Below are 20,460 nucleotides of genomic sequence, written 5' to 3'. Positions count from 1 at the left end.
CCCAGAGAGAAACCCTTCCTCCCGTGGGGCTTCATCGACCCACACCTGTTAGAGCGGTGCATCCCACGCGGGGCGGCACTTCTGTGGCGCCGTCACCACCGCAAGCGATTCGAATCCCACCGTAAAGCTTTCAAAAGGCAAAAGCCTTTGCTACCATCGCGCCTCATGAATGCGAATCAATCGCATTTGCAACCGACAGAGGCGCTTGCTCGCTGGTAGACATGAAAAATCAAAAAACCACACGTCCAACAAGGCTCACACTCCATCGTCACATGCAGATTGCGGTTTGGCTGGCCTTTGCCGGCGCCGCGCAATCCGCTTTCGCGCAAAGCGCCTCCAGCGGGGAAGAAGCCGCGACGCCGGCCAGTAGCCCAGCTGCCACGGCGACGGCCGCTAGCGGCGGCGATCAGGCGCTACCGGCCGTCAACGTCAGCGCGGCCGCCCAGACGGATTCGCCGATGCACTTGCGCACGCCCGTGTCGGTCGGTGCGCTGGGTACGCGCTCGCAGCTCGACACGCCGTTCTCGACCACGGTCGTGACCGGCGAGGAACTCGCCGACCGTCAGGCGAACAAGCTCGGCGACGTGTTCGCGGTCGACGCATCGGTCACCGACAGCACCAATGCGTACAGCGCGTGGGCCACGTACATCTCGATTCGCGGCCTGCCGATCGATTGGCAGAACGGCTTTCGCATCAACGGCAATCCGTTCATCTCGTACGGCATCACGATGCCTTATGAAAACCTCGAACGCGTCGAACTGCTGAAGGGCCTTGGCGGTTTCATGTACGGCTTCGTGCAGCCGGGCGGGGTCGTCAACTACGTGACGAAGAAGCCGGCGGATCAGCCGGTGACGAGCGTGTCGGCCGGCTACCGGATGGACAGCGTGTTCAGCCAGCACGTCGATCTCAGCCGGCGCTTTGGTCCGGACGACATGTTCGGCGCGCGCGTCAACTACACGCACGAGGCCGGCAAGACCTACAACGCGGGTGACATCAATCGCAATTCGCTGGCGGTGTCGCTCGACGGCCGCCTCACGCGCGACGTCGACGTCTACTTCGACGCGATCTATCAGCAAAGCCGCTCGAGCGGCCAGACCCCCGCGATCTACACGGGCAGCCTTACGGGCACGAGCCTGCCCGCGCCGGTCAGCGGCGGCACCAACCTGCTCGGCGGCACCGATCAGCATCTGAACACCAACCTGCAGTTGTACACGGCGGGCGTCAGGTATCAGATCACGCCGAACTGGTCGTTCAACACGTCGGCGAGCTACAGCAAGTCGTCGCGCGACCGCAACGAAAGCACGCTGACGCTGCTGAACCAGGCGGGCGACTACACCGACAGCCGCTGGAACGGCGACGAAGGCCACCAGGACATCTACTGGCAGGGCGTATTCGAAGGCACGGTGAAGACCGGCCTCTTCACGCATCAACTGGCGCTCGGCGCGTCGTGGCAGTACCAGACGAACGACTACAGCGCCGTTTCGAATTACTTCACGCTGGGCAACGGCAACCTGTATCAGCCAAACCCGTGGCGCTTTTATTCGGGCGCCGGGCTCGACAAATATCGTGCGAACGAGATCACGCAGAAGGCGCTGTTCGCGAGCGACACGATCCAGCTGACGGATCGCTGGTCGCTGCTCGCGGGCCTGCGCTACACGAACTTCGATCAGCAGTCGTACCACATCAACGGTTCGCTGTCGTCTTCGTACGGGCAGAACGGCGTGCTGACGCCGACCGTCGCGCTGATGTACAAACTGGAGCCGCACACCACGCTCTACGCGAGCTACGTGGAGTCGCTCGAGCAGGGCGCGATGGTGGCCGACATCTACGCGAACGCCGGCGCGCTGCTGCGTCCACTGCGCTCGCGTCAGTACGAGGTCGGCATCAAGAGCGAGCATGAGCGCTGGGCGGCGACGGCCGCGCTGTTCCGCATCGAACGCGGAGCCGCGTACGCGAACAGCCAGAATGTCTACGTGCAGGACGGCAACTCAATCTACCAGGGTCTCGAAGCGGGCAGCAGTGTGCGCCTCGGCCGCAATTGGCAGGTGACCGGCAACCTGATGCTGCTCGACACCTGGTACGCGAAGGGACAGGCCTTCAACGGCAACCGGGTGGCCGGAGCGCCGCTGTTCGTCGCCGCCGGCCGCGTGACCTACGACGTGCCCGCCGTGCCGGGCCTGCAGCTCGGCGCGGACGCGAAGTTCACCAGCAGCACGAAGGTGCGTCCAGCAGGCGACCTGCAGACGAGCGGCTACATGATCGTGAACGTCGGAGCGAACTATTTGACGCGAATCGGTGGGCACGACGTGACGCTGCGTGCGGCGATCGACAACATCACCAATCGCCGCTACTGGATGTTCCAGTACACGGACTACATCGCCCCGGGCGATCCGCGCATGGTCAGCGTGAACGCGAAGATCGATTTCTGATCCTGACCAACGTCAACGGGCTCACTGCGCGCCGGCGCGCATGGCCCGGTATTCCCGCTGCACGATGTCCATCAGTTCCGCCACCGAAGTCAGCGCGCTCTGTTGCTCGTAGGTCACGCGGCCTCGCTGCATCAACATGATGCGATCCGCGATATCGAGCGTCTGCGCATAGTTGTGCATGATCATGATGATCGACAGGCCGCCTTTTTCCTTCAGGCGCATCAGCAGGTCGATGATGAGCCCCGCCTCGCGCGCGCCCATCGCGGCGAGCGGCTCGTCGAGCAACAGGATCTTCGCGTTCGAATGCACCGCGCGCGCCACGGCGATCGCCTGGCGCTGGCCGCCCGACAGACGCTCCACGGGCAAATCCACCGAAGGCACGTGCACGCCGATATCGTCGAGACATTGCGCCGCGCGCTCGCGCATCTGGTTGTGATCGAGCAGCCTGAACGGTCCGCGCCGCACGATTTCGCGGTTCAGGAACATGTTGTGGTAAATGCTCAGCGAATTCGCGAGCGCGAGATCCTGATACACGCATTCGATGCCGAGCGCGCGCGCATGATCGACCGAGCGCAACAGCGTCTCCTCGCCGTCGATGTGGAGCGTGCCGCTCGTCTGCTGATGAAAGCCAGTGAGAATTTTCACGAGCGTGGACTTGCCCGCGCCGTTGTCGCCGAGGATGCCGAGGATCTCGCCCTTGCCGAGCGTGAGCGAGACGCCGTCGAGCGCCGTCACCGCGCCGAAGCGTTTGACGAGATTGTCGCCGCGCAGCGCGAGCGGCGTATTCGCCGCGCCGAGCGCAGCCGAGGTGGCATTCACCCCTGCAGAGGAGGTTTGCGATTGGTCCATCAGCGTCCACCCTTGCGGCGAATGCGCCCGACGTGGATGTTGAAGATCATCGCCGCCAGAATCGCGGCGCCAAGAATGATGTTGAACGTAAACGCGTTGATGCCGATCAGCGTAAAGCCGTCGTTGAGAATGCCGAGCACCGCTGCGCCGATGAGGCCGCCCACGATGGTGCCCGAGCCGCCCGTCAGCGGCGTGCCGCCGATCACGGCCGCGGCCACGGCAAGGAACATAATCTGGTTGCCGCCCGCCTGCGGGTCGATCGAGGTAATGCGAAAGGCTTCTAGCATGCCGGTGAAGCCCGCCAGCACCGCGGCGAGAATGAAGTTGCCGAGGCGCAGCCGCTTCACATGAATGCCGGCCTCGCTCGCGCCGAGCGGATTCGCACCCGCGGCCTGCGTGTGCAGGCCCCAGCGTGTATGCCGCAACAGCACGTGCATCGCGAACGCGATCACGAGGGTCCAGATGATCTCGCTGTAGCCCCACGCACCCATGACCGCGGCGAACGCGGGCGAACCCGGCGTGGGGGCGGGCGTGCCGCGCGAGATCGTGAGCGTGATGCCGTTGATCAGAAAGAGCGTACCGAGCGTCGTGACGAAAGAGGGCAGTCGCAGCCACACGGTCACCGCCCCATTCGCGAAGCCGACCATTCCCGCCGCCACGAGCCCCGCGATTACGGCGAGCCACATCGGCGCGCCCGCGTCATTCGCGAACACCATCATGAATGGCGCGAACGCGAACACCATGCCCGCAGACAGATCGATGTCGCCGCCGATCATCAGCATGATTTCGCCGAACGCGATGATCGCTACTGGCGCGATGAATTGCGACAGGTTGACGAGGCTCGCGTTGGTGAGCAGGAAATCGTGGTTCGCGAATTCGAAGTAGGCGGCCAGCAGCACGGCCACGAGCAGGATGCGCAGCTCTGCCGCCCATTGAGACGCGAATGAAACGCCCGCGCGCCGGGGCGCGCGGACTGCTTCGGTGTTGCTGGTTTCGTTCACTGTATTCATCAGGACTTGATTGCGCCGGACCGCGGGACGATTTGCTGCTTATCGGTCTTGCCTTCGAAGCGCGTCGAGGTATTGAGGTACGGCTCGACGTTCTCCTTGGTCACGAACTTCAGGCCGGTATTGATTTCGGCCGGCCCGACGAGGCCGCCCGAGCTGAGGAACACGAACGCCTGCATCACCGTATAGAAACCTTGAACGTACGGCTGCTGGTCGATGGTGAAGTCGAGGTAGCCTTCGTGGATCAGCTGGATCGTGGTCGGCAGCAAGTCGAAGCCGCCGCCGTGCACGCCCTTCGCGGGGAGGTTCGATTCCTTCATCACCTGCGCAACGCCCTGCGTGCTGCCCGCATCCACGGCGAACATGCCCTTCAGGTCCTGGTGTCCCAGATAGAACGCCTTGATCTTCGACAACTCCTCGTTGACGGTCGCGCCCGTGGCCACGGTCTGAATGTCGATCTTCTTGCCGGACTTCTTGATCGCGTCGCTCGCACCGTCCATACGCGGCTGGATGTTGAGCTGCCCCGGCGTCGCAATGAACAGCGCGACCATGCCGCTGTCGATAAGGCTCACGATGCGCTCGCCCATCTGGTAGCCGGACAGATACAGGTCCTGGCCGATATACGCGAGGCGCGGATTCTTCTTGCCGCGCGGCGCGTCGGCGTTATAGGCGAACACCGGAATGCCGGCGTCGAGCGCAGCCTGGATGGGCTTGTCGAAAGCGCTCGGATCGACGATCGGCACCGCGATGGCGTCGGCCTTCGCGGCGATCGCCGAATTCACGGCGCGGACCATTTCGCCGGCGTCGGAGGTGGCCGAGCCGGTCCACTGATAATCCATGTTGAGCAGCGAGCAGGCATCCTGAATGCCGTATTGCGTCGGCACGAAGAAGGGGTTGGTGGTGACGTGATTGACGAACACGATCTTCCACTTCTTGTGCGACGGAAACGCCGACTCCGCCGCTTGCGCGCTGCCGATCAGCCCGTCCGCGCCGCCTAGCGCTCCCATCAGCGAGAGCGCCGCGCCGAGTCCGGCGCCCTGCATCAGCCCGCGCCGCGTCGGATTGAAAGAGTTGTTGTCTTGTTGCTGGTTGTCATCCCGTTGCTGTGCCATCTCATCCTCCGATTCTTGTCTTCGTTGGTCGATGCGATCGACGTTGCGTCGATCGTGTGCAGATGCTGGAAGGCACCGGGAGTGCGCTGGGCAGCGCGAGACTTTGGCGTGGCGACGTGCAACCCCGATTCGAGGCGCTCGATACGCGCCGTGCGGTACCGCAAAAATGTTAGTGCAGTGCGGTTGCACCGCCTAATCCATGTATACCCGCACCATTCCGAAGAGTGGGACGGCGGGGTCGCGAACGTGTGGTTAGGGGCGCCCGACTGGGTGAAATGGATGGTCTGCGCCGCTGTCGGCGGACCGGCGAACGCACGGCGTGGCACCGGCTGACGCGCTGCAGCAGACAGCATGCGGCCGCGGCTTCGCGAGGCGCGGCGCTCAAAGCGCCCCGCCCGCCAACACCGTCGCCACATGCGCGCGTAGCGTCGGCAGCACTTCGCCTTCGAACCACGGATTGCGCTTGAACCACGCGACATTGCGCGGCGACGGATGCGGCAGCGGCATCAGATGCGGTCCAAACTGGGCCCACCTGACGAGCGTATCGGTCGAGGTCGGGCCAAACGCGTCGCCGAGACCGAAGCGCTGCGCGTATTGTCCGATCAGCAGCGTCAATTTCACCGACCGCATCCGCGCGAGCAATTCGCGATGCCAGCGGCTCGCGCACTCGGGACGCGGCGGCAGATCGCCGCTCGCGCCGCGGCCCGGAAAACAGAAGCCCATCGGCACGATGGCGAATTTCGAAGCGTCGTAGAAGGTCGTGTCGTCGACGCCGAGCCATGTGCGCAGGCGCGCGCCGCTCGCGTCGCTCCACGGCACCCCGGACGCATGCACGCGGCGCCCGGCGCTTGCCCGATGACCAGAATCCGTGCGCTGGCGGACGCCGCGAGCACGGGTCGGGGCGCGTGCGGCAGCATGGGTGCGCACAGCGTGCAGGCGCGGATATCGTGAAGCAGCGTGTCGAGCGAGGTGTCGTGTTTCGGCTTACGTTTGGTGGTAACGGCCATAAAGCGATGCGGGGTGACTGGCGTGCAGTCGTGTGGTGAGTCGGCTCAGTTCTGGGTCTGAGCCGGATAGATCAGCGTGCCGTCGGCCTGGGGCTCGGCGCCAGGCGTCATCGTGGCGGCGTTCGTGTGATGCGCGTCCATGATGTGCAGCACGGTTTCATCGTGCATCAGCAGATAGTCCGTAATGATACGCCGGTGGCAACGCCACCAGACCGCTTCCGAACACATGATCGCGCAGCGCTGCCGATGACCGAGCGTCCGCAGTTGCTTCAGTCCCTCGCGGAACGCGTCGCTCATTGCATAGTCGGCATAGTTGCGAAAGGCCGGATGCGTCCAGTACGCATTCGGCGACGGCGCGTCATCCTTGTGCCTGCTGCGGCGTCCGCCGAGCGCCGCGAGATGCACGTAGTCGATATGTTCCGCCGCGAGCGAGGCGGGCAGCGTGTCGCGATTGAACTGCGGGTTGGTCCGCGAGCGCGGGATGCTGCGCACGTCGACGAGCAAGGCGATCTGTTCGCCTTTCAGTAAGTCGACGAATTCCTGCAGCGGACGCGTCGAGTGGCCGATCGTGTAAAAAGGGCGTTTCGTTTTCATGCGTGTCTCGCCGACGCTGATAGCGGCGACGATTCCTACACGTCTACAACCTTTGGCGCAGTAAGGTCAACTGCGTCCCGATTCAGGCGCCGCACGTGCCATGCCTGAGAAGCCGGGTAGCCATCATCCCGGCATCCGGTACAACCTTGCTCCCGCGAGTCAGAGTTGCAACAATGCACCCGCGACGGCAACAGCGCGGCACACCGTCGCCCGCGTATTTTCTTTCGACCCGCTTGCACCATGACCGACGGCCTGCCCAATCCCCAACGCGCGTTTGCGTACCTCGCGATCGCCATCGCGATGACGATGTCGGTGCTCGACACATCCATCGTCAACGTCGCGCTGCCCACCATCAGCAACGACCTGGCGGTATCGCCCGCGAATGCGATCTGGGTCGTCAACGCGTATCAGCTGGCGATCACGGTGTCCTTGCTGCCGCTCGCGGTGCTCGGCGACAGCCTCGGCTACAAGCGCGTCTACTGCTGCGGACTCGTGCTCTTCACGCTGGCGTCGTTCGCCTGCGCTAATGCGCACACGCTGCTGGTGCTGGCGGTCGCCCGCGTGTTCCAGGGCTTCGGTGCGGGCGGCATCATGAGCGTGAGTATCGCGCTGGTGCGCTTCGTTTTTCCGAAGGCGCGGCTGGGCGTCGGCGTCGGTTTATCGTCGCTGGTGGTGGCCGTTTCGTCGGCGGCGGGTCCGAGCATCGCGTCGGCGATTCTGTCGGTCGCGCACTGGCAGTGGCTGTTCCTCGTCAACGTGCCGCTCGGCGTCCTGGCGCTGTCGATCGGCGCGCGCACCTTGCCGGTGACACCGACCTCGGGCGCTCGCCTGAGCGGCCTGAGCGTCCTGCTCAACGCGCTCACCTTCGGCCTGCTGATCTCGGGTCTCGCGGCTTTCAACCAGCCGGGCGCGACGCAGCGCGGCGCCGTGATGGTTGCGCTCGCACTGGTGGCCGGCGTGCTGTTCGTGCGGCGCGAAAGCCGCCTCGCGAAGCCGATGCTGCCCATCGACCTGCTGCGCATGCCGGTGTTTTCATTGTCGATGGCGACGTCCATCTGCTCGTTCGCGGCACAGACGATGGCGTACATCGTGCTGCCGTTCTATTTCGAGCAGACGCTGAAGCTGTCGGAAACCCAAACCGGCTTTCTGATGACACCGTGGCCGCTCGTGACCGCATTGATCGCGCCGGTCGCGGGCCGGCTGTCCGACCGGTGGGCGCCGGGACGCATCAGCAGCGTCGGGCTCGTCGTGTTCGGCTGCGGACTCGCGATGCTCTGCCAGCTCGGCGACACGGCGACGCGTTTCGACATCGTGTGGCGGCTCGCGGTATGCGGCCTCGGCTTCGGCATCTTCCAGTCGCCGAACAATCGCGTGATCATCGGCAGTGCGCCGCGGCATCGCAGCGGCGGCGCATCCGGCCTGCAAGCGATGGGTCGTCTGCTCGGCCAGTCGAGCGGCGCGGTGGTGGTGTCGATCGTGTTCGGGCTCGTGCATGGCCGGCACCTGACGCTGATTGCCGGCATTGGCGCGGCGCTCGCGTTGGTCGCGGCCTGCGTGAGTTCGATGCGGCGCATGACGGAGTACAGCGACGCGCCGCAGGAACAACAGGCTCCGCCGACGCGGCCGGTCTCCGAGCGTTGATGCAGGTGCGGCGTCGTTGCGCCACCGGTGCGCCTACGCGAGATTCGAAGGCGCCGCTTTCAGCACGTCGACGTGCTTCGGAATCAGGCCGAGATCGAGGAACGTATCGGCGATCTGTTGCTGCTCGCCGAGAATCGCGCGGGTAATCGGCTGCGTGCCGAACTGCTGACGCTGCACCGCCGCGTCCACGACCTGCTTCGGCAGACCCCATAGCTGCGCGAGTTCGCTCGCGAGCTGATCCTTGTTTTGCCTGCCCCACTGATCGACCTTGTCGAGTTCTTCGATCACGATGCGGATCACGTCGGGATTGTTCGCCGCATAACTCTGCGACGAGAAGTAGAACGCCCGATTGCCGACTACGCCGCTCGCATCGGCGATCACGCGAGCGCCGAGCGAATGCTCCGCCGCGGCGAAAAACGGATCCCAGATGACCCACGCGTCGATCGACGCGCGCTCGAACGCCGCGCGTGCATCGGCGGGCGCGAGGAACACGAGCTTTACGTCGCCGTATTGCAGGCCATGCTGACGCAGCAGCTTGACGAGAAAGTAGTGGACGTTGCTGCCTTTGTTAAGCGCGATCCGTTTGCCCTTCAGGTCCGCGACCGAGCGGATCGTCGATTGCGGCGGCACCAGCACCGCTTCCGACTGCGGCCGCTTGTCGGTCGCCGCCACATAGGCCAACGGTGCGCCGGCGGCCTGCGCGAAGATCGGCGGTGCTTCGCCGACGTCGCCGAAATCGATCGAGCCGACGTTCAGTGCTTCCAGTTGCACGGGGCCCGCCGCGAACTCGGTCCATGTCACCGATACGTTCAGCGGCGCGAGCCGCTTCTCGAGCGTACCCCGGCCCTTCAGCGGATTCAGATAACCCTTCTGGTTGCCGACGCGCAGCGTGCGCGCGTTGCCTTGCGCGAACGAAAGCGGCGCTGCCGCGGCCGCCGCGGCGCCGAGCGAAAGTTTCAGGAAGGTGCGGCGGTCGTGGGGCGTTCTGATAATGGACATGACGGGCGATACGATCAGGAGGGCAATGAAGAGGACTGAATGCGCGGCGGCCGACGCGCCGCCGCTCGAGTCGTGCGTGATCCGCGTGTCGGGTCAGTGTTGCGGCGCGCCGTCCCATGCCGGCAGCGTGGCGCCGTGATAGACGGTCAGGATCGCCGAGGCGACGTTGGCCTGCTGGTAGCTGTCGACGATCGTCTTCACCCACGCAGCGTTCGCGTCTTTCGCGTTGACCGCGATGAAGTTGCGATACGGGTTGCCCGGCACCTTCTCCTGCGCGATGCGTTCCTGCGGAATCTTGATGCCCGCCTTGATCGCCCAGTCGGTATTGACGACGGCGGCGTCGAGGTCGCCGATCGCACGGCCGACGATGCCCGCGTCGAGCTCCTTGATCTGGATGTGCTTCGGATTGTCCGCGATGTCGCGCGCGGTCGGCAGCAGGCCGACGTCGGGGCGCAGCTTGATCAGCCCGTTCGCTTGCAGCAGAAGCAGCGCGCGGCCTTCGTTGCTCGGATCGTTCGGCACGCCGATGGTCGCATTCTGCGGCAGCGCCGCGACCGATTTCACCTTGCGCGAGTAGAGACCGATTGGCTGCACGTAGGTATAGCCGACGGGCACGATCTGATAGTGGCGGGCGGCGATCTGCGCATCGAGATAGGGCTTGTGCTGGAACGAGTTCGCATCGAGGTCGTGTTCAGCGAGCGCTTCGTTCGGCTGCGTATAGTCGGAGAAGGTCGTGATCTTGACGGTGATGCCCTGCCTGGCCGCGTTGGCGGCGACCGCACGCCACACGTCTTCGTCCTCGCCGGACATGATGCCGACTCGCACCGTTTGTCCTGCCGCAAGCGCCGGTTGAGCACCGACGATGCCGCAAGTAACGAGAACGGAGAGAAGTGCGGCCCTGAGTGCATTTGTCGTAGTCATGCTGGGAATGCGATCGAAGTGGAGGACACCAGATCGTAGAGAGGCGCTCGTTAGCGCACAAATAATATCGAGCGCTATCGTTATCGCGGTTGAGCGTAAGCGGACAACCCGTCGTGTCGGCACCGCCGGACCGACATCGCATGGGCGGCGCAAAGCATTGCACAAATGCTTGTTTGCACAAGCGCGCGCTGCTGACTAGATTCGATGCATGCCATCAGCAGGAGGGCGCACGATGTCATTGAATCTCGCATCGTTCTATCGGCGGGCCGTGTCCGGCTCCTTCGAAGCCGTGCGGCAGCGGGTCCATCGCGACCGGCCGCGCAACGATCCCGAGCGCCTTGAGCGCATTGCGACTTACGCGCGCGCGGGGTATTTCAATATGGGCTATACGCTCGAATCGTTTAGCGTGATCGCGGAAATCGCACCGGATTGACGGTGTCATCGGATGGCCGTGGCAATTTTTTCTAATCCGCGCGCGGCATATCGCTCGCCGTCATAACCATAGTCGCAATCGGCTTTGATCGGGACGCTCGCACTACCTATACTCGTGCGCTTGTCGATCAACCCAGGCCGCCTCGCCGGCACGAGCATGTCGCGACATCCCAGTATCACTAGCGACGCGCATGATGCGTCGAAACCCGCGTCGCCGCGTCGGCGCCTGTTGGGCGGTCTCGCGTTGTCCGCGTTGGCCGCGCCGAACCTGAAGGCGGCGACGCTGCTCAAGCCGCTGGGCGTCGATCCTTGGACACAAACACCCGGCGCGCCGATTCTCGAGCATCCGTACGGGCTGCCGTCGCCGCGCGAGTCGAACGTGATTCGCCGTGCCGCGCGGGCGTGGCCGATGCCGGGCGCCGCATCGTCGCTGACGCCGCTCGCGGATCTGCATGGCTCGATCACCCCGAACGGGCTCGTCTATGAGCGGCATCATGCCGGGGTGCCCGATATCGATCCCGACGCGCACCGGCTCGTGATTCACGGTCTCGTGCGCGAGCCGAAGCTCTTCACGATGGACGATCTGCTGCGCCTGCCTTCGGAGTCGCGCATTCATTTTCTCGAGTGTTCGGGCAACACGGCGAGCGAATGGAAAGGACCGAGCGGGCTGCCCGTGCAGATCACGCACGGACTGCTGTCGTGCTGCGAGTGGACCGGCGTCAGGCTGTCGACGCTGCTCGAAGCCGTCGGCGGACGCACGCCGACCAGCGACGGCGCAACGCCGCAGTGGCTGCTCGCGGAAGGCGCAGACGCCGCCGCGATGACGCGCAGTTTGCCGCTCGAGCGGATTCTCGAGCGCGCGCTCGTCGTCTATGCGCAAAACGGCGAACGCCTGCGGCCGGAGAACGGCTATCCGCTGCGTCTGTTGGTGCCGGGCTTCGAGGGCAATACCAACGTGAAATGGCTGCGGCGGCTGAAAGTCGTCGATGCGCCGTTGCAGACCCGCGAAGAAACGTCCAAATACACGAGCATTCTGCCCGACGGCCGCGCGCGTCAATTCGTGTTCGAGATGGATGCGAAGTCGGTGATCACGCGGCCTTCCGCCGGACAGCGGCTGACCGCGCAGGGCTTCTATCCGATCGTCGGGCTCGCGTGGTCGGGGCGCGGAGCGATTCGCAAGGTCGAGGTATCCACCGACAGTGGAGCGACATGGCAGGCCGCGGTGCTCGACGAGCCGGCGCGCGATCGCGCGTTGACCCGCTTCCAGGCCGGCTTCGTGTGGAACGGTGCGCCGAGCGCCATCCTGTCGCGCGCAACGGATTCGACCGGCTACGTTCAACCGACGCGCGAGGCGCTCGTCGCGGCCCGTGGACTGAACTCGAACTATCACTACAACGGCATTCAGCAGTGGCGCATCGAAGCCGATGGGAGCGTTAAAAATGCGTGAGCCTGTGCAGTTCGGTGCTTCGAAATCGAAAACGATGCGCGCTCTGCTGGCATGGGTCACGGCTAGCAGTCTGCTCGCTGGCTGTTCGTCTTCTTTCGATGCAACCCGCGACGTGCAGTCCGCTGCCGCCGCGCAAGCGCGCTGGCGTTCATCCGTCGACGCGATCGGCAAGCCTGTCAGCGAATCCGCTCTGAGCGCATGGAATATCGATGTCGCGCCGAACGGCCAAGGCTTGCCCACCGGCAGCGGCGACGTCGCAACGGGTGGCCGCATTTTCGCGGCGAAATGCGCGGCCTGTCATGGCGCGAAAGGCGAGGGGCTGATCGGCGATCAACTGATCGGTGGAGCGGGCACGCTCGCGACCGCGAATCCGAAGCGCACCGTTGGCAGCTACTGGCCGTATGCGACGACGCTGTTCGACTATATAAACCGGGCGATGCCGTATAACGCGCCGCAGTCGCTGAGCGCGGATGAGGTGTATGCGCTCAGCGCGTGGATCTTGAACCGCAACGGCATCGTGCCGGACGATGCGCGTCTCGACGCGCATTCGCTCGCCGCTATCCGTATGCCCAACCGGGATGGCTTCGTGCCCGACCCTCGACCGGGCAAGCTTTGACAAGAATTCGACCGACGGGCTTATTGAAGCGGTAAGCGCATCAAGCCTGCGGCGGCAACAGCGCCGCAAGCAAGCGGCGCAACTGCGCCAATTCGCTTGCCGTCAGTCGTTCAGTGAGAATGCGCTCGACCTGCTCGACGCGCGGACGCAAGGCCGCAAGTTGCTTCTTGCCGGCAGCGGTGAGATACAACACATAACTGCGCTTGTCGACAGGATCGTCGGCGCGCTCGATCTGGCCATTGCGCACCATACGTGCAACGAGATCGGCGATCGTCGACCGATCCACATCGAGTTTGTCTCCGAGTTGCCGCTGACTGACGCCAGGTGTCTCGTGCAAGACCTCGAGCGCCGCGTACTGCACGCTCGTGATCTCAGCGGAGACCTCACTCAGCCAGACCGCTGCATGGCGCTGCTGGGCACGGCGCACCAGGCTGCCAGTAAATTTCGGGAGCGCGCCGGCGTCTTCAGGTTTGATCGGCAATTTCGGAGTGTCGGATTTAGTTATGGTTTAACGCGCGCGAAAGATGGGCCGGAAGAAGGCGTTCAACTCCGCGTATGCATTCAATGGGAGAACATGGGCCACGTATTGGTCGGGACGTACCACCACGAGTGCACCTTGTTCGCGATCGATGCCGCGCTCGTCGAAGATATCAGTCGTCGCGTCGCTCGTAAATGCCTTTTCGTAGTCGATCAGGCCGTGGAGACCCTTGCGCGGCAGCAGCAGAGCAGGGATGTCCTGGAGACGGACTTCGCGATGCGGCTGTTGCAATACCGCGCGCAGATCGAGAACGCTGTCCACGTCTGCATCCTTCGGCGTAAAGAGCCGCAAAACGGATTCCGGCGACTTGTCGAGATACTCGCACAACGCATTCAGCGCACGACCCGTTGCGTCCGCAAAAGCGTACAGACGCCAACGGCCGTCCGCTTGCGCGGCATGCCCGAGATGGAACGGCTTCGCGTCAGCGAGGCGAACCACAGGCGACGAGTGAAAGCGCGTGCCGATCGTAAAGCCTTTGGCGAGCGCCTGATGCGTCGCTTCACCGGTCAGGGTGGCCGGCCGGTAACGCGTCGCGACACCAGCCGTGTAGCGGCCAGCGCGAACGAAGTACGCCTGAAGCTCAGCGGGATCGACACCGCCTGCTTCGGGCCGGTTGGGGTCCTTCGGCGGAGCGGCCATCATTGCCGACCATTCCTTGTCGAAATCGATCAGCTCCTGCGCGATGGGTTGGCGCTCGTCCGAATACGTGCGCAGCAGATCGGCGTCGCTGCGGCCTTCCAGCACCGCGCCGAGCTTCCAGCCCAGATTGAAGCCGTCCTGCATCGACACGTTCATGCCTTGGCCCGCCTTGGCGCTATGCGTATGGCAGGCGTCGCCCGCGATGAACACGCGCGGTTCGCGTGAAGTGCCGTCGGCGGCGATAGCGTCGTCGAAGCGGTCGGTGAGACGCTGACCGACCTCGTAGACCGAGAACCACGCCACTTCTTTAACGTCGAGCGTATAGGGATGGAGGATGCTCTGCGCCGTCTCGATGATGCGATCGACCGTGATCTGCTTGAGGTTGTCGCGATTCTCCGGCGTGACGTCGCCGAGGTCGACATAGAAGCGAACCAGATATCCGCCTTCACGCGGAATGATCAGCAGGTTGCCCTTGCTCGCGGATTGAATCGCCGCTTTCAGCCGGATGTCCGGGAAGTCGGTAACGGCCAGCGCATCCATCACGCCCCACGCATGGTTGGCCGCGTCACCGCGTAGCGTTTGTCCGATGGCGGTGCGTACCCGGCTGCGCGCGCCGTCGCAACCGACGACATAGCGCGCGCGCACGGTCACGGTCTCGTCGAGACGCGCGGGATCGGTGCGCCGCAGCGTGACCAGCACCGGGTATTCGTTCGTATCGTCGCGCTGGACGTCGACCAGTTCGAGGCCGTAGTCCGGCTCGATCCGGCGCGCGGAGCGACGCATCACGTCGAGCAGATACTCCTGGATACGCGCCTGATTGACGATGACGTGCGGAAATTCCGACAGTCCCGTTTCGGTATCCTGAACTCGGCCGGTACGACTGATCGCGCCGCGGTCATTTGCATCGGGTCGCCAGAATACCGTTTCATTGACCCAATAGGCTTCTTGCAGCAGGCGATCTGCGAGGCCGAACGCATTGAACATCTCGACGGTACGGCACGCTACGCCATCGGCCTGTCCCATCTGCAACGGTCCGTCACGACGTTCGACGATGCGCGTGTTGATCGACGGGAATTGCGACAGCTGCGCCGCCAGCACGACTCCGGCAGGGCCGCTGCCGACGATCAGCACGTCGACCTTCTCCGGCATCTGCGCATCATGCGCGTTGCTGATGGCTGGCTCGATCGTCGGATCGCCGACCCGGAAACCGTTGAGATGAAATTGCATACCGTCCTCCTCCGTTCAGTAAATATCTGCTGAACGCGAATATACTCCGTACCCCAACCATTTTGAAGTACTTCGTGCGAGGATGGATGTTTACCCTGGTTTGGAAGAGCCACCTGGATCGTCTGATTCAATGGCCGTACCAATGGCCTCCATGGCCACCCCAGTAACCGCCAATGCCGATGCCCAGGCTCACGGCCGGCGGCGCGACGTAGTACCCGGGGGCATAGCCGTAGGCGGGTGCTGGCTCATATCCATAGCCATAGCTGGGCGGCGGCGGGGCGACGACGCACCCCGCGAGGCCGACCGATACGATGGTTGCAAAGAGTAGTCTGCTCATGATCGTTGTCCTCCAATCATGGAGGGCGTGCAAGTTTCGGTCCAGCCGCTTTGCGCCACCACGTCGACAGAACCCATTCGTCGGCGGAGAAGTAAAGCGGCAGCTTCGCCGGATAGGCGAGGCTATTCCGGTACGCGATGCGATGGACCGCGGAATACCAATGCGGGATCACGTAATAGCCGTTCATCAACACCCGGTCGAGCGCGTGGGTCGCATCGACGAGCTGCTCGTCCGTTTGCGCGCCCAGCACCTTGCGCAGGATCGCGTCGATGGCCGGCGACTTCACACCGGCGAGATTGTCGGAGCCCGGCTCGTCCGCGTACTGGCTGCCGAAGCGCGATAGCTGCTCGGTGCCCGGCACCTGTACGTCAGGCAGACGTACGGTCGTCATGTCGAAGTCGAACGCGTCGATGCGCTTTTGAATCAGTGCGAAATCGGCGGTGCGAAAGTTCATCGTGATGCCGAGCTTCTGCAGATTGCGGCCGAACGCAGCGGCGACCGGCTCCATCGACACGCCGCCACCCGTGTCGCCGAGCAGCTCGAAGACGAACGGCTGACCGTTCGCGTTACGCAGCGCGCCGTCGCGATACGTCCAGCCCGCCTGCGCGAGCAGCTCGCGCGCCTTGATCAGGTTGGCGCGCAGCGATCCGGGCGGATCGGTGTCGGGCTGTTGCGGCATCTCGCCGAACACGGCGGGATCGAGTTGATTGCGCAACGGCTCCAGAATCGCGAGTTCGCCTTCGCTGGGTTTGCCCTTGGCCTGCAGGTCCGTGTTGACGAAGAAGCTGTCGGTGCGCTTGTACTGATCGTAGAAAAGCTGCCGGTTGAGCCACTCGAAGTCGAACGCGAGATCGAGCGCCTCGCGCACGCGCACGTCCTGAAAGAGCGGCCGCCGCAGGTTGATGAAAAAGCCCTGCATGCCCACGCCGTTGTGATGAGGAAACTCGCGCTTGATCAGCTCGCCACTGTCGAAGCGCTTGCCGATATCGCGCCGCACCCAGCTCTGTGCGGTGTGTTCGACGAGCACGTCATACTCGCCCGCCTTGAACGCTTCGAGTTGAGCGACCGCGTCCGCATACAGCTTGTAGTCGATGCGCGCGAAGTTGTGCGTGCCGACGCGGACGGGCAGCGACGCGCCCCAGTAGTTCGGGTTGCGCTCGTAGCTGATGGTTCGGCCGTTGTCGTATCGGTCGATCAGATAGTCGCCGCTTGCGATCGGCTTCTCGAACGCGAGCTGATCGAAAGGAATGCGCGTGCCGTCCGGCCGCATGCCCCACTTGTGCGAAAACACCGGAATTCCGCCCGCGAGCAGCGGCATCTCGCGTGTCGCGACCTTGAAATCGAAGCGAATCGTGAGCCGGTCGATTACCACCGCTCGCGCGATCTGCCCGAAGTACACCGCGAACTGCGGTAGCGCCTGCGGACTTTTCAGGGTGTCGAACGAGAACTTGACGTCCGCTGCGGTGACGGGGTCGCCGTTCGAGAAGCGCGCTTTCGGATTGATGTGGAAGGTTGTCGACAGGCCGTCCCTGGCGACGTCGATGTCGTCGGCGAGCAGGCAGTACGCGCTCGCCACTTCGTCGGCGCTGCCGGTCGTCAGGCTTTCGAACATCAGTCCCAGTCCCGGTGCGGGATTGCCTCGCAGCGTAAATGGGTTGAATTTGTCGAAGCTGGTCAGCCGGTTCGGATTCGCGAGAACGAGCGCGCCGTCGCGTGGGGAGTCGGGATTGACGTAGTCGAAGTGCTTGAAATCAGCGGGATATTTGGGCTCGCCGTATTGCGCGATCGCGTAGACTGCGCAAGCGGGATCGGCACTCCACATCGCCGATCCGCTCAGCACGAGCGCGACCATCAAGCGCCATCTGTTGGACGAGCGGATCGTTGGGAGAGTCACGACTCCGTCCCGGTATCCGCACCGGTGCATCCACGCGGCAGACGATCGAGCGGAGCGCATCAGCCGCTCGCGCCCGTCACGACATCCCGATACGACGGATGTCCGGCTGGATGTCTGATGGCGGATGGCATGGTGGACATGGCTTTTCCTTTCGATGCTGGAGCCGGTGCCATCGTGATCTGCATTAGCCGTGCCTGAAGGATCGTCTATCCCGATTGCGGCGCGAACACTCGTTTCGCGGCGCGCAACCTGACTCTGCGACGCCAGCGACAACCAGTCAATCACGCATCACCGTCGCATCACATCGCCTTTGACGCCCGCCATCAACGCGCCCCCGCTAAGCACAAGCAGCCCAGCCAGAATATAAACGGCGAGATCCATACTGCCCGTCGCCGTGCGTATCTGCCCGATCACCCACGGGCTGACGATGCCGCTCGTGATGCCAATGCTGCTAATGAACGCAATGCCAGACGCAGCCGCTTTGCCAGACAGATAGCTGGTAGGAACGGCCCAGAAGATCGGCAGCGCCGCGAAGATCAACACAGAGGCCAGCGACAAAATTGCCAGCATCGCGGCAAAGCTGTTCAGGTGCAGTGTAAGCGCCGCAAGCGCGAGACCACCGACCACGGTGCAGAAAGCGAAATGTTTCCGCCGTTCCCCTGTTCGATCCGAGCGGCGCGCAATCAGAATCAGACCCACCGCGCCGATCGCATTCGGCACCACCGTATAAAGACTCACGGCGACCACATCCTGAACGCCGAAATCACGGATCATCAACGGCATCCAGAAGTTGAGCGTCAGCGATGCACAGGTCAGCGAAAAATAGATGAACGCGAACAGATAGACGCGCGGATTGAGCAACGCCGCAGCGAAGCTGCGACCGTCACGCCCACTGTTTTTCCCCTGGCCTTGCGCGCACAGAGCGACGAGCCGATCCTTTTCAGCCTGCGTGAGCCAGCTCGCGTCGTGCGGCTTGTCGAGCAGAAAGCGCCACGACAGGAGTCCGAGAATTACAGCCGGTGCGCCTTCGATCGCAAACATCCATTGCCATCCGAACAGGTTCAGCACGCCGCTCATGTCGCGCATGATCCAGCCGGAGAAAAGTCCGCCGAGCACGCCCGCGACCGCCACGCCTGCGAAAAACACCGAAATCACGGCGGCGCGCCGGCTGGCCGGAAACCAGTACGTCAAGTACAGCACGATGCCGGGGAAAAAGCCCGCCTCGAACACGCCCAGCATGAAGCGCAGTACGTAGAAGTGCGCGGGCTTCGACACGAACATCATGCACATCGACGCGATGCCCCACAGCAGCATGATCCGCATGAAGGTTTTACGCGCGCCGTATTTGGCCAACAGAATATTGCTCGGCACCTCGCACAGAACGTACCCGACATAGAACACGGCTGCGCCGAGTCCGTACATCGCGTCGCTGAAGCCGAGATCATGCTTCATCTGCAATTGCGCGAAGCCGATGTTGATCCGGTCCAGAAACGACACGACGTAGCAAAGAAACAGAAACGGCACGATGCGCCACGCGACCTTTCTGAACATCGAATCGTCGCTCGCGACCGACGCGGCGTGGCCAATGACGTTGCCATCGAGGGAATGCTGCATGTCTCGCTCCAGGTGCGGAGCGCGCCTGTGCGAAGACGAGCGCGCCCGAGGCGTCTAGCGCGCCTTCATGGTTTGAACGGGATAAGGAAAGACCGGACGGTCTTTCCCGGAGTGCGTGGGGCGATCAGCTCTGCAGCGCGTCCCACATTTCCTTGTCGCGCTGCGCGGTCCAGATGCGCGGATGGCTGATACCGCTTGCTTCGTCGTAGGCTCGCGACACGTCGAACGGCAGGCAATGCTCGTAGATGAAGACGTTGCCGAACTTCGGGTCCATCGCCTTGCGCGTGAGCGCCATCGCGCCCTTCAGATCGAGCTTGTCCCTGAATGCATCGCGGCCCGCCTGCAACAGCGTGGTCACGAAGTCTTTGGTGTAGTCGAGGCCCTTGTTTACCTCCGCCGGCGACAGCAGTGCGGGGCCGCGACCCGGCACCAGCTTCTGCGCATTCAGCGCGCGCAATGCTTCGAGCGTCGCTGGCCATTGTTCGAGTTGCGCGTCGCCGCAGTAACAGGCCGCGTCGTACTCGACCAGGTCGCCGGAGAACAACACCTTCTGCGACGGCAGCCAGACGATCGTGTCGCCCTTCGTGTGGCCCGAGCCGAGATGCGCGATGCGCACTTCGAGCTTGCCGAGAAAGAGCGTCATTTCCTTTTCGAACACCAGCGTCGGCCACGTCAGGCCGGGCACCGTTTCGACGCCTGCAAAAAGGCGCGGGAAGCGTTCGATCTCCGACTTCATATCCGCTTCGCCGCGCTCGACGATCATTTCGTAGGTGCCGCGGCTCGCGATCACCTGCTGCGCGCCTTCCTTGAAGTACGCCGACGCACCCAGCACGCGCACCGCGTGATAGTGCGACAGCACGACGTATTTGATCGGCTTGTCGGTGACGCTGCGGATCTTCGCGATCAGGTCTTGCGCCATGGCCGGCGTGGCGGTGGTGTCGACGATCAGCACGCCGTCGTCGCCGATGATCACGCCCGAGTTAGGGTCGCCCTCGGCCGTGTACGCATACGCGTTTTCCGACAATTGGGTCCACGTGATCTTCTTTTCTTCCAGGTCGGCCTGGGATGCGAAAGCCTTCGCCATGTCTGTCTCCGTCTCACGACTCGTTGGGGGATGACTAATAGTCGTCGTCGCTCGGATATTTGTCAATGACAAA

Annotated in this window: 17 protein-coding genes and 1 pseudogene; 5 read left to right on the top strand and 13 right to left on the bottom strand. The window is 63.6% G+C overall.

The features are described from left to right. Positions 1–272 precede the first annotated feature (272 nt). On the top strand, positions 273–2,429 hold the full coding sequence (locus QFZ94_RS34975; RefSeq protein WP_429462661.1) for a TonB-dependent siderophore receptor: 2,157 nt from the start codon (positions 273–275) through the stop codon (positions 2,427–2,429). A gap of 21 nt (positions 2,430–2,450) precedes the next feature. Here QFZ94_RS34975 and QFZ94_RS34970 read toward each other — a convergent pair whose 3' ends face one another. The 5 genes and pseudogenes from QFZ94_RS34970 to QFZ94_RS34950 all read right to left on the bottom strand — a co-directional run bounded on the left by QFZ94_RS34970 (position 2,451) and on the right by QFZ94_RS34950 (position 6,998). Continuing rightward, on the bottom strand, positions 2,451–3,278 hold the full coding sequence (locus QFZ94_RS34970) for an ATP-binding cassette domain-containing protein (RefSeq protein ID WP_429462659.1): 828 nt from the start codon (positions 3,276–3,278) through the stop codon (positions 2,451–2,453). Beyond that, positions 3,278–4,288 (bottom strand): ABC transporter permease, encoded by a 1,011-nt coding sequence (locus QFZ94_RS34965; protein ID WP_429462657.1) that lies wholly within the window; start codon positions 4,286–4,288, stop codon positions 3,278–3,280. The genes QFZ94_RS34970 and QFZ94_RS34965 overlap by 1 nt, the downstream gene beginning before the upstream one ends. Next, positions 4,288–5,397, bottom strand: coding sequence for a sugar ABC transporter substrate-binding protein (locus tag QFZ94_RS34960; protein ID WP_429462655.1), 1,110 nt, complete (start codon positions 5,395–5,397; stop codon positions 4,288–4,290). The genes QFZ94_RS34965 and QFZ94_RS34960 overlap by 1 nt, the downstream gene beginning before the upstream one ends. 381 nt (positions 5,398–5,778) lie before the next feature. Then, positions 5,779–6,404: pseudogene (locus tag QFZ94_RS34955) on the bottom strand (uracil-DNA glycosylase family protein). Between the two features lie 45 nt (positions 6,405–6,449). After that, positions 6,450–6,998, bottom strand: a complete 549-nt coding sequence (locus tag QFZ94_RS34950; RefSeq protein WP_368583939.1) for a DUF488 family protein — start codon at positions 6,996–6,998, stop codon at positions 6,450–6,452. 240 nt (positions 6,999–7,238) lie between these two features. Here QFZ94_RS34950 and QFZ94_RS34945 point away from each other — a divergent pair, with 240 nt between their 5' ends. After that, a complete protein-coding gene (locus QFZ94_RS34945) occupies positions 7,239–8,639 on the top strand; it encodes an MFS transporter (RefSeq protein ID WP_410850086.1) in 1,401 nt (466 codons plus the stop codon). 33 nt (positions 8,640–8,672) lie between these two features. On the opposite strand, the gene QFZ94_RS34940 is transcribed toward QFZ94_RS34945, so the two are convergent. Then, a complete protein-coding gene (locus QFZ94_RS34940; RefSeq protein WP_429462652.1) occupies positions 8,673–9,638 on the bottom strand; it encodes a sulfonate ABC transporter substrate-binding protein in 966 nt (321 codons plus the stop codon). Positions 9,639–9,731: 93 nt separating this feature from the next. Next, positions 9,732–10,559 (bottom strand): MetQ/NlpA family ABC transporter substrate-binding protein, encoded by an 828-nt coding sequence (locus QFZ94_RS34935; protein ID WP_429462650.1) that lies wholly within the window; start codon positions 10,557–10,559, stop codon positions 9,732–9,734. Between the two features lie 232 nt (positions 10,560–10,791). On the opposite strand from QFZ94_RS34935, the gene QFZ94_RS34930 reads away from it, so the two are divergent. The 3 genes from QFZ94_RS34930 to QFZ94_RS34920 all read left to right on the top strand — a co-directional run bounded on the left by QFZ94_RS34930 (position 10,792) and on the right by QFZ94_RS34920 (position 13,054). After that, on the top strand, positions 10,792–10,992 hold the full coding sequence (locus QFZ94_RS34930) for a hypothetical protein (RefSeq protein WP_368583935.1): 201 nt from the start codon (positions 10,792–10,794) through the stop codon (positions 10,990–10,992). A gap of 156 nt (positions 10,993–11,148) precedes the next feature. Continuing rightward, positions 11,149–12,438, top strand: a complete 1,290-nt coding sequence (soxC, locus tag QFZ94_RS34925) for a sulfite dehydrogenase (protein WP_429463628.1) — start codon at positions 11,149–11,151, stop codon at positions 12,436–12,438. Then, positions 12,431–13,054 carry a c-type cytochrome gene (locus QFZ94_RS34920; protein WP_429462648.1) on the top strand — a complete coding sequence of 208 codons (624 nt, stop codon included), beginning with the start codon at positions 12,431–12,433 and terminating at the stop codon, positions 13,052–13,054. Before soxC ends, QFZ94_RS34920 begins: the two co-directional genes overlap by 8 nt. Before the next feature lie 40 nt (positions 13,055–13,094). Here the strand turns inward: QFZ94_RS34920 and QFZ94_RS34915 are convergent, their stop codons facing one another. The 6 genes from QFZ94_RS34915 to QFZ94_RS34890 all read right to left on the bottom strand — a co-directional run bounded on the left by QFZ94_RS34915 (position 13,095) and on the right by QFZ94_RS34890 (position 20,387). Then, positions 13,095–13,535 carry a MarR family winged helix-turn-helix transcriptional regulator gene (locus tag QFZ94_RS34915; RefSeq protein WP_013094239.1) on the bottom strand — a complete coding sequence of 147 codons (441 nt, stop codon included), beginning with the start codon at positions 13,533–13,535 and terminating at the stop codon, positions 13,095–13,097. A 27-nt stretch (positions 13,536–13,562) separates the two neighbouring features. Then, complete coding sequence (locus QFZ94_RS34910; protein ID WP_429462646.1) at positions 13,563–15,458, bottom strand: FAD-binding monooxygenase; 1,896 nt, start codon at positions 15,456–15,458, stop codon at positions 13,563–13,565. A gap of 127 nt (positions 15,459–15,585) precedes the next feature. Continuing rightward, positions 15,586–15,795, bottom strand: a complete 210-nt coding sequence (locus tag QFZ94_RS34905) for a hypothetical protein (RefSeq protein WP_429462644.1) — start codon at positions 15,793–15,795, stop codon at positions 15,586–15,588. 16 nt (positions 15,796–15,811) lie between these two features. Beyond that, the gene (locus tag QFZ94_RS34900; protein ID WP_429463626.1) at positions 15,812–17,647 is read right to left on the bottom strand and encodes an extracellular solute-binding protein; all 1,836 of its coding nucleotides are present in this window, start codon (positions 17,645–17,647) and stop codon (positions 15,812–15,814) included. Positions 17,648–17,977: 330 nt separating this feature from the next. Beyond that, the gene (locus tag QFZ94_RS34895) at positions 17,978–19,303 is read right to left on the bottom strand and encodes an MFS transporter (RefSeq protein WP_429462642.1); all 1,326 of its coding nucleotides are present in this window, start codon (positions 19,301–19,303) and stop codon (positions 17,978–17,980) included. Positions 19,304–19,427: 124 nt separating this feature from the next. Beyond that, positions 19,428–20,387: an MBL fold metallo-hydrolase gene (locus QFZ94_RS34890; RefSeq protein WP_368583930.1), complete on the bottom strand. Its 960-nt coding sequence runs from the start codon at positions 20,385–20,387 to the stop codon at positions 19,428–19,430. Positions 20,388–20,460: the final 73 nt, after the last annotated feature.

Origin of the sequence: Paraburkholderia sp. JPY465, assembly GCF_050436725.1 — a bacterium.
Taxonomy (GTDB): Bacteria; Pseudomonadota; Gammaproteobacteria; order Burkholderiales; family Burkholderiaceae; genus Paraburkholderia; species Paraburkholderia youngii.
This window is presented reverse-complemented; position numbering and strand designations above follow the sequence as displayed.

What these genes read in the sequence shown, in the direction of transcription:
- QFZ94_RS34950 (WP_368583939.1), bottom strand. Translation starts at nt 6,998, where the DNA reads ATGAAAACGAAACGCCCTTTTTACACGATCGGCCACTCGACGCGTCCG.
- QFZ94_RS34965 (WP_429462657.1), bottom strand. Translation starts at nt 4,288, where the DNA reads ATGAATACAGTGAACGAAACCAGCAACACCGAAGCAGTCCGCGCGCCC.
- QFZ94_RS34900 (WP_429463626.1), bottom strand. Translation starts at nt 17,647, where the DNA reads ATGGTCGCGCTCGTGCTGAGCGGATCGGCGATGTGGAGTGCCGATCCC.
- QFZ94_RS34935 (WP_429462650.1), bottom strand. Translation starts at nt 10,559, where the DNA reads ATGACTACGACAAATGCACTCAGGGCCGCACTTCTCTCCGTTCTCGTT.
- QFZ94_RS34945 (WP_410850086.1), top strand. Translation starts at nt 7,239, where the DNA reads ATGACCGACGGCCTGCCCAATCCCCAACGCGCGTTTGCGTACCTCGCG.
- QFZ94_RS34930 (WP_368583935.1), top strand. Translation starts at nt 10,792, where the DNA reads ATGTCATTGAATCTCGCATCGTTCTATCGGCGGGCCGTGTCCGGCTCC.
- QFZ94_RS34905 (WP_429462644.1), bottom strand. Translation starts at nt 15,795, where the DNA reads ATGAGCAGACTACTCTTTGCAACCATCGTATCGGTCGGCCTCGCGGGG.
- QFZ94_RS34940 (WP_429462652.1), bottom strand. Translation starts at nt 9,638, where the DNA reads ATGTCCATTATCAGAACGCCCCACGACCGCCGCACCTTCCTGAAACTT.
- soxC (WP_429463628.1), top strand. Translation starts at nt 11,149, where the DNA reads ATGTCGCGACATCCCAGTATCACTAGCGACGCGCATGATGCGTCGAAA.
- QFZ94_RS34895 (WP_429462642.1), bottom strand. Translation starts at nt 19,303, where the DNA reads ATGCAGCATTCCCTCGATGGCAACGTCATTGGCCACGCCGCGTCGGTC.
- QFZ94_RS34960 (WP_429462655.1), bottom strand. Translation starts at nt 5,397, where the DNA reads ATGGCACAGCAACGGGATGACAACCAGCAACAAGACAACAACTCTTTC.
- QFZ94_RS34910 (WP_429462646.1), bottom strand. Translation starts at nt 15,458, where the DNA reads ATGCAATTTCATCTCAACGGTTTCCGGGTCGGCGATCCGACGATCGAG.
- QFZ94_RS34890 (WP_368583930.1), bottom strand. Translation starts at nt 20,387, where the DNA reads ATGGCGAAGGCTTTCGCATCCCAGGCCGACCTGGAAGAAAAGAAGATC.
- QFZ94_RS34975 (WP_429462661.1), top strand. Translation starts at nt 273, where the DNA reads ATGCAGATTGCGGTTTGGCTGGCCTTTGCCGGCGCCGCGCAATCCGCT.
- QFZ94_RS34970 (WP_429462659.1), bottom strand. Translation starts at nt 3,278, where the DNA reads ATGGACCAATCGCAAACCTCCTCTGCAGGGGTGAATGCCACCTCGGCT.
- QFZ94_RS34920 (WP_429462648.1), top strand. Translation starts at nt 12,431, where the DNA reads ATGCGTGAGCCTGTGCAGTTCGGTGCTTCGAAATCGAAAACGATGCGC.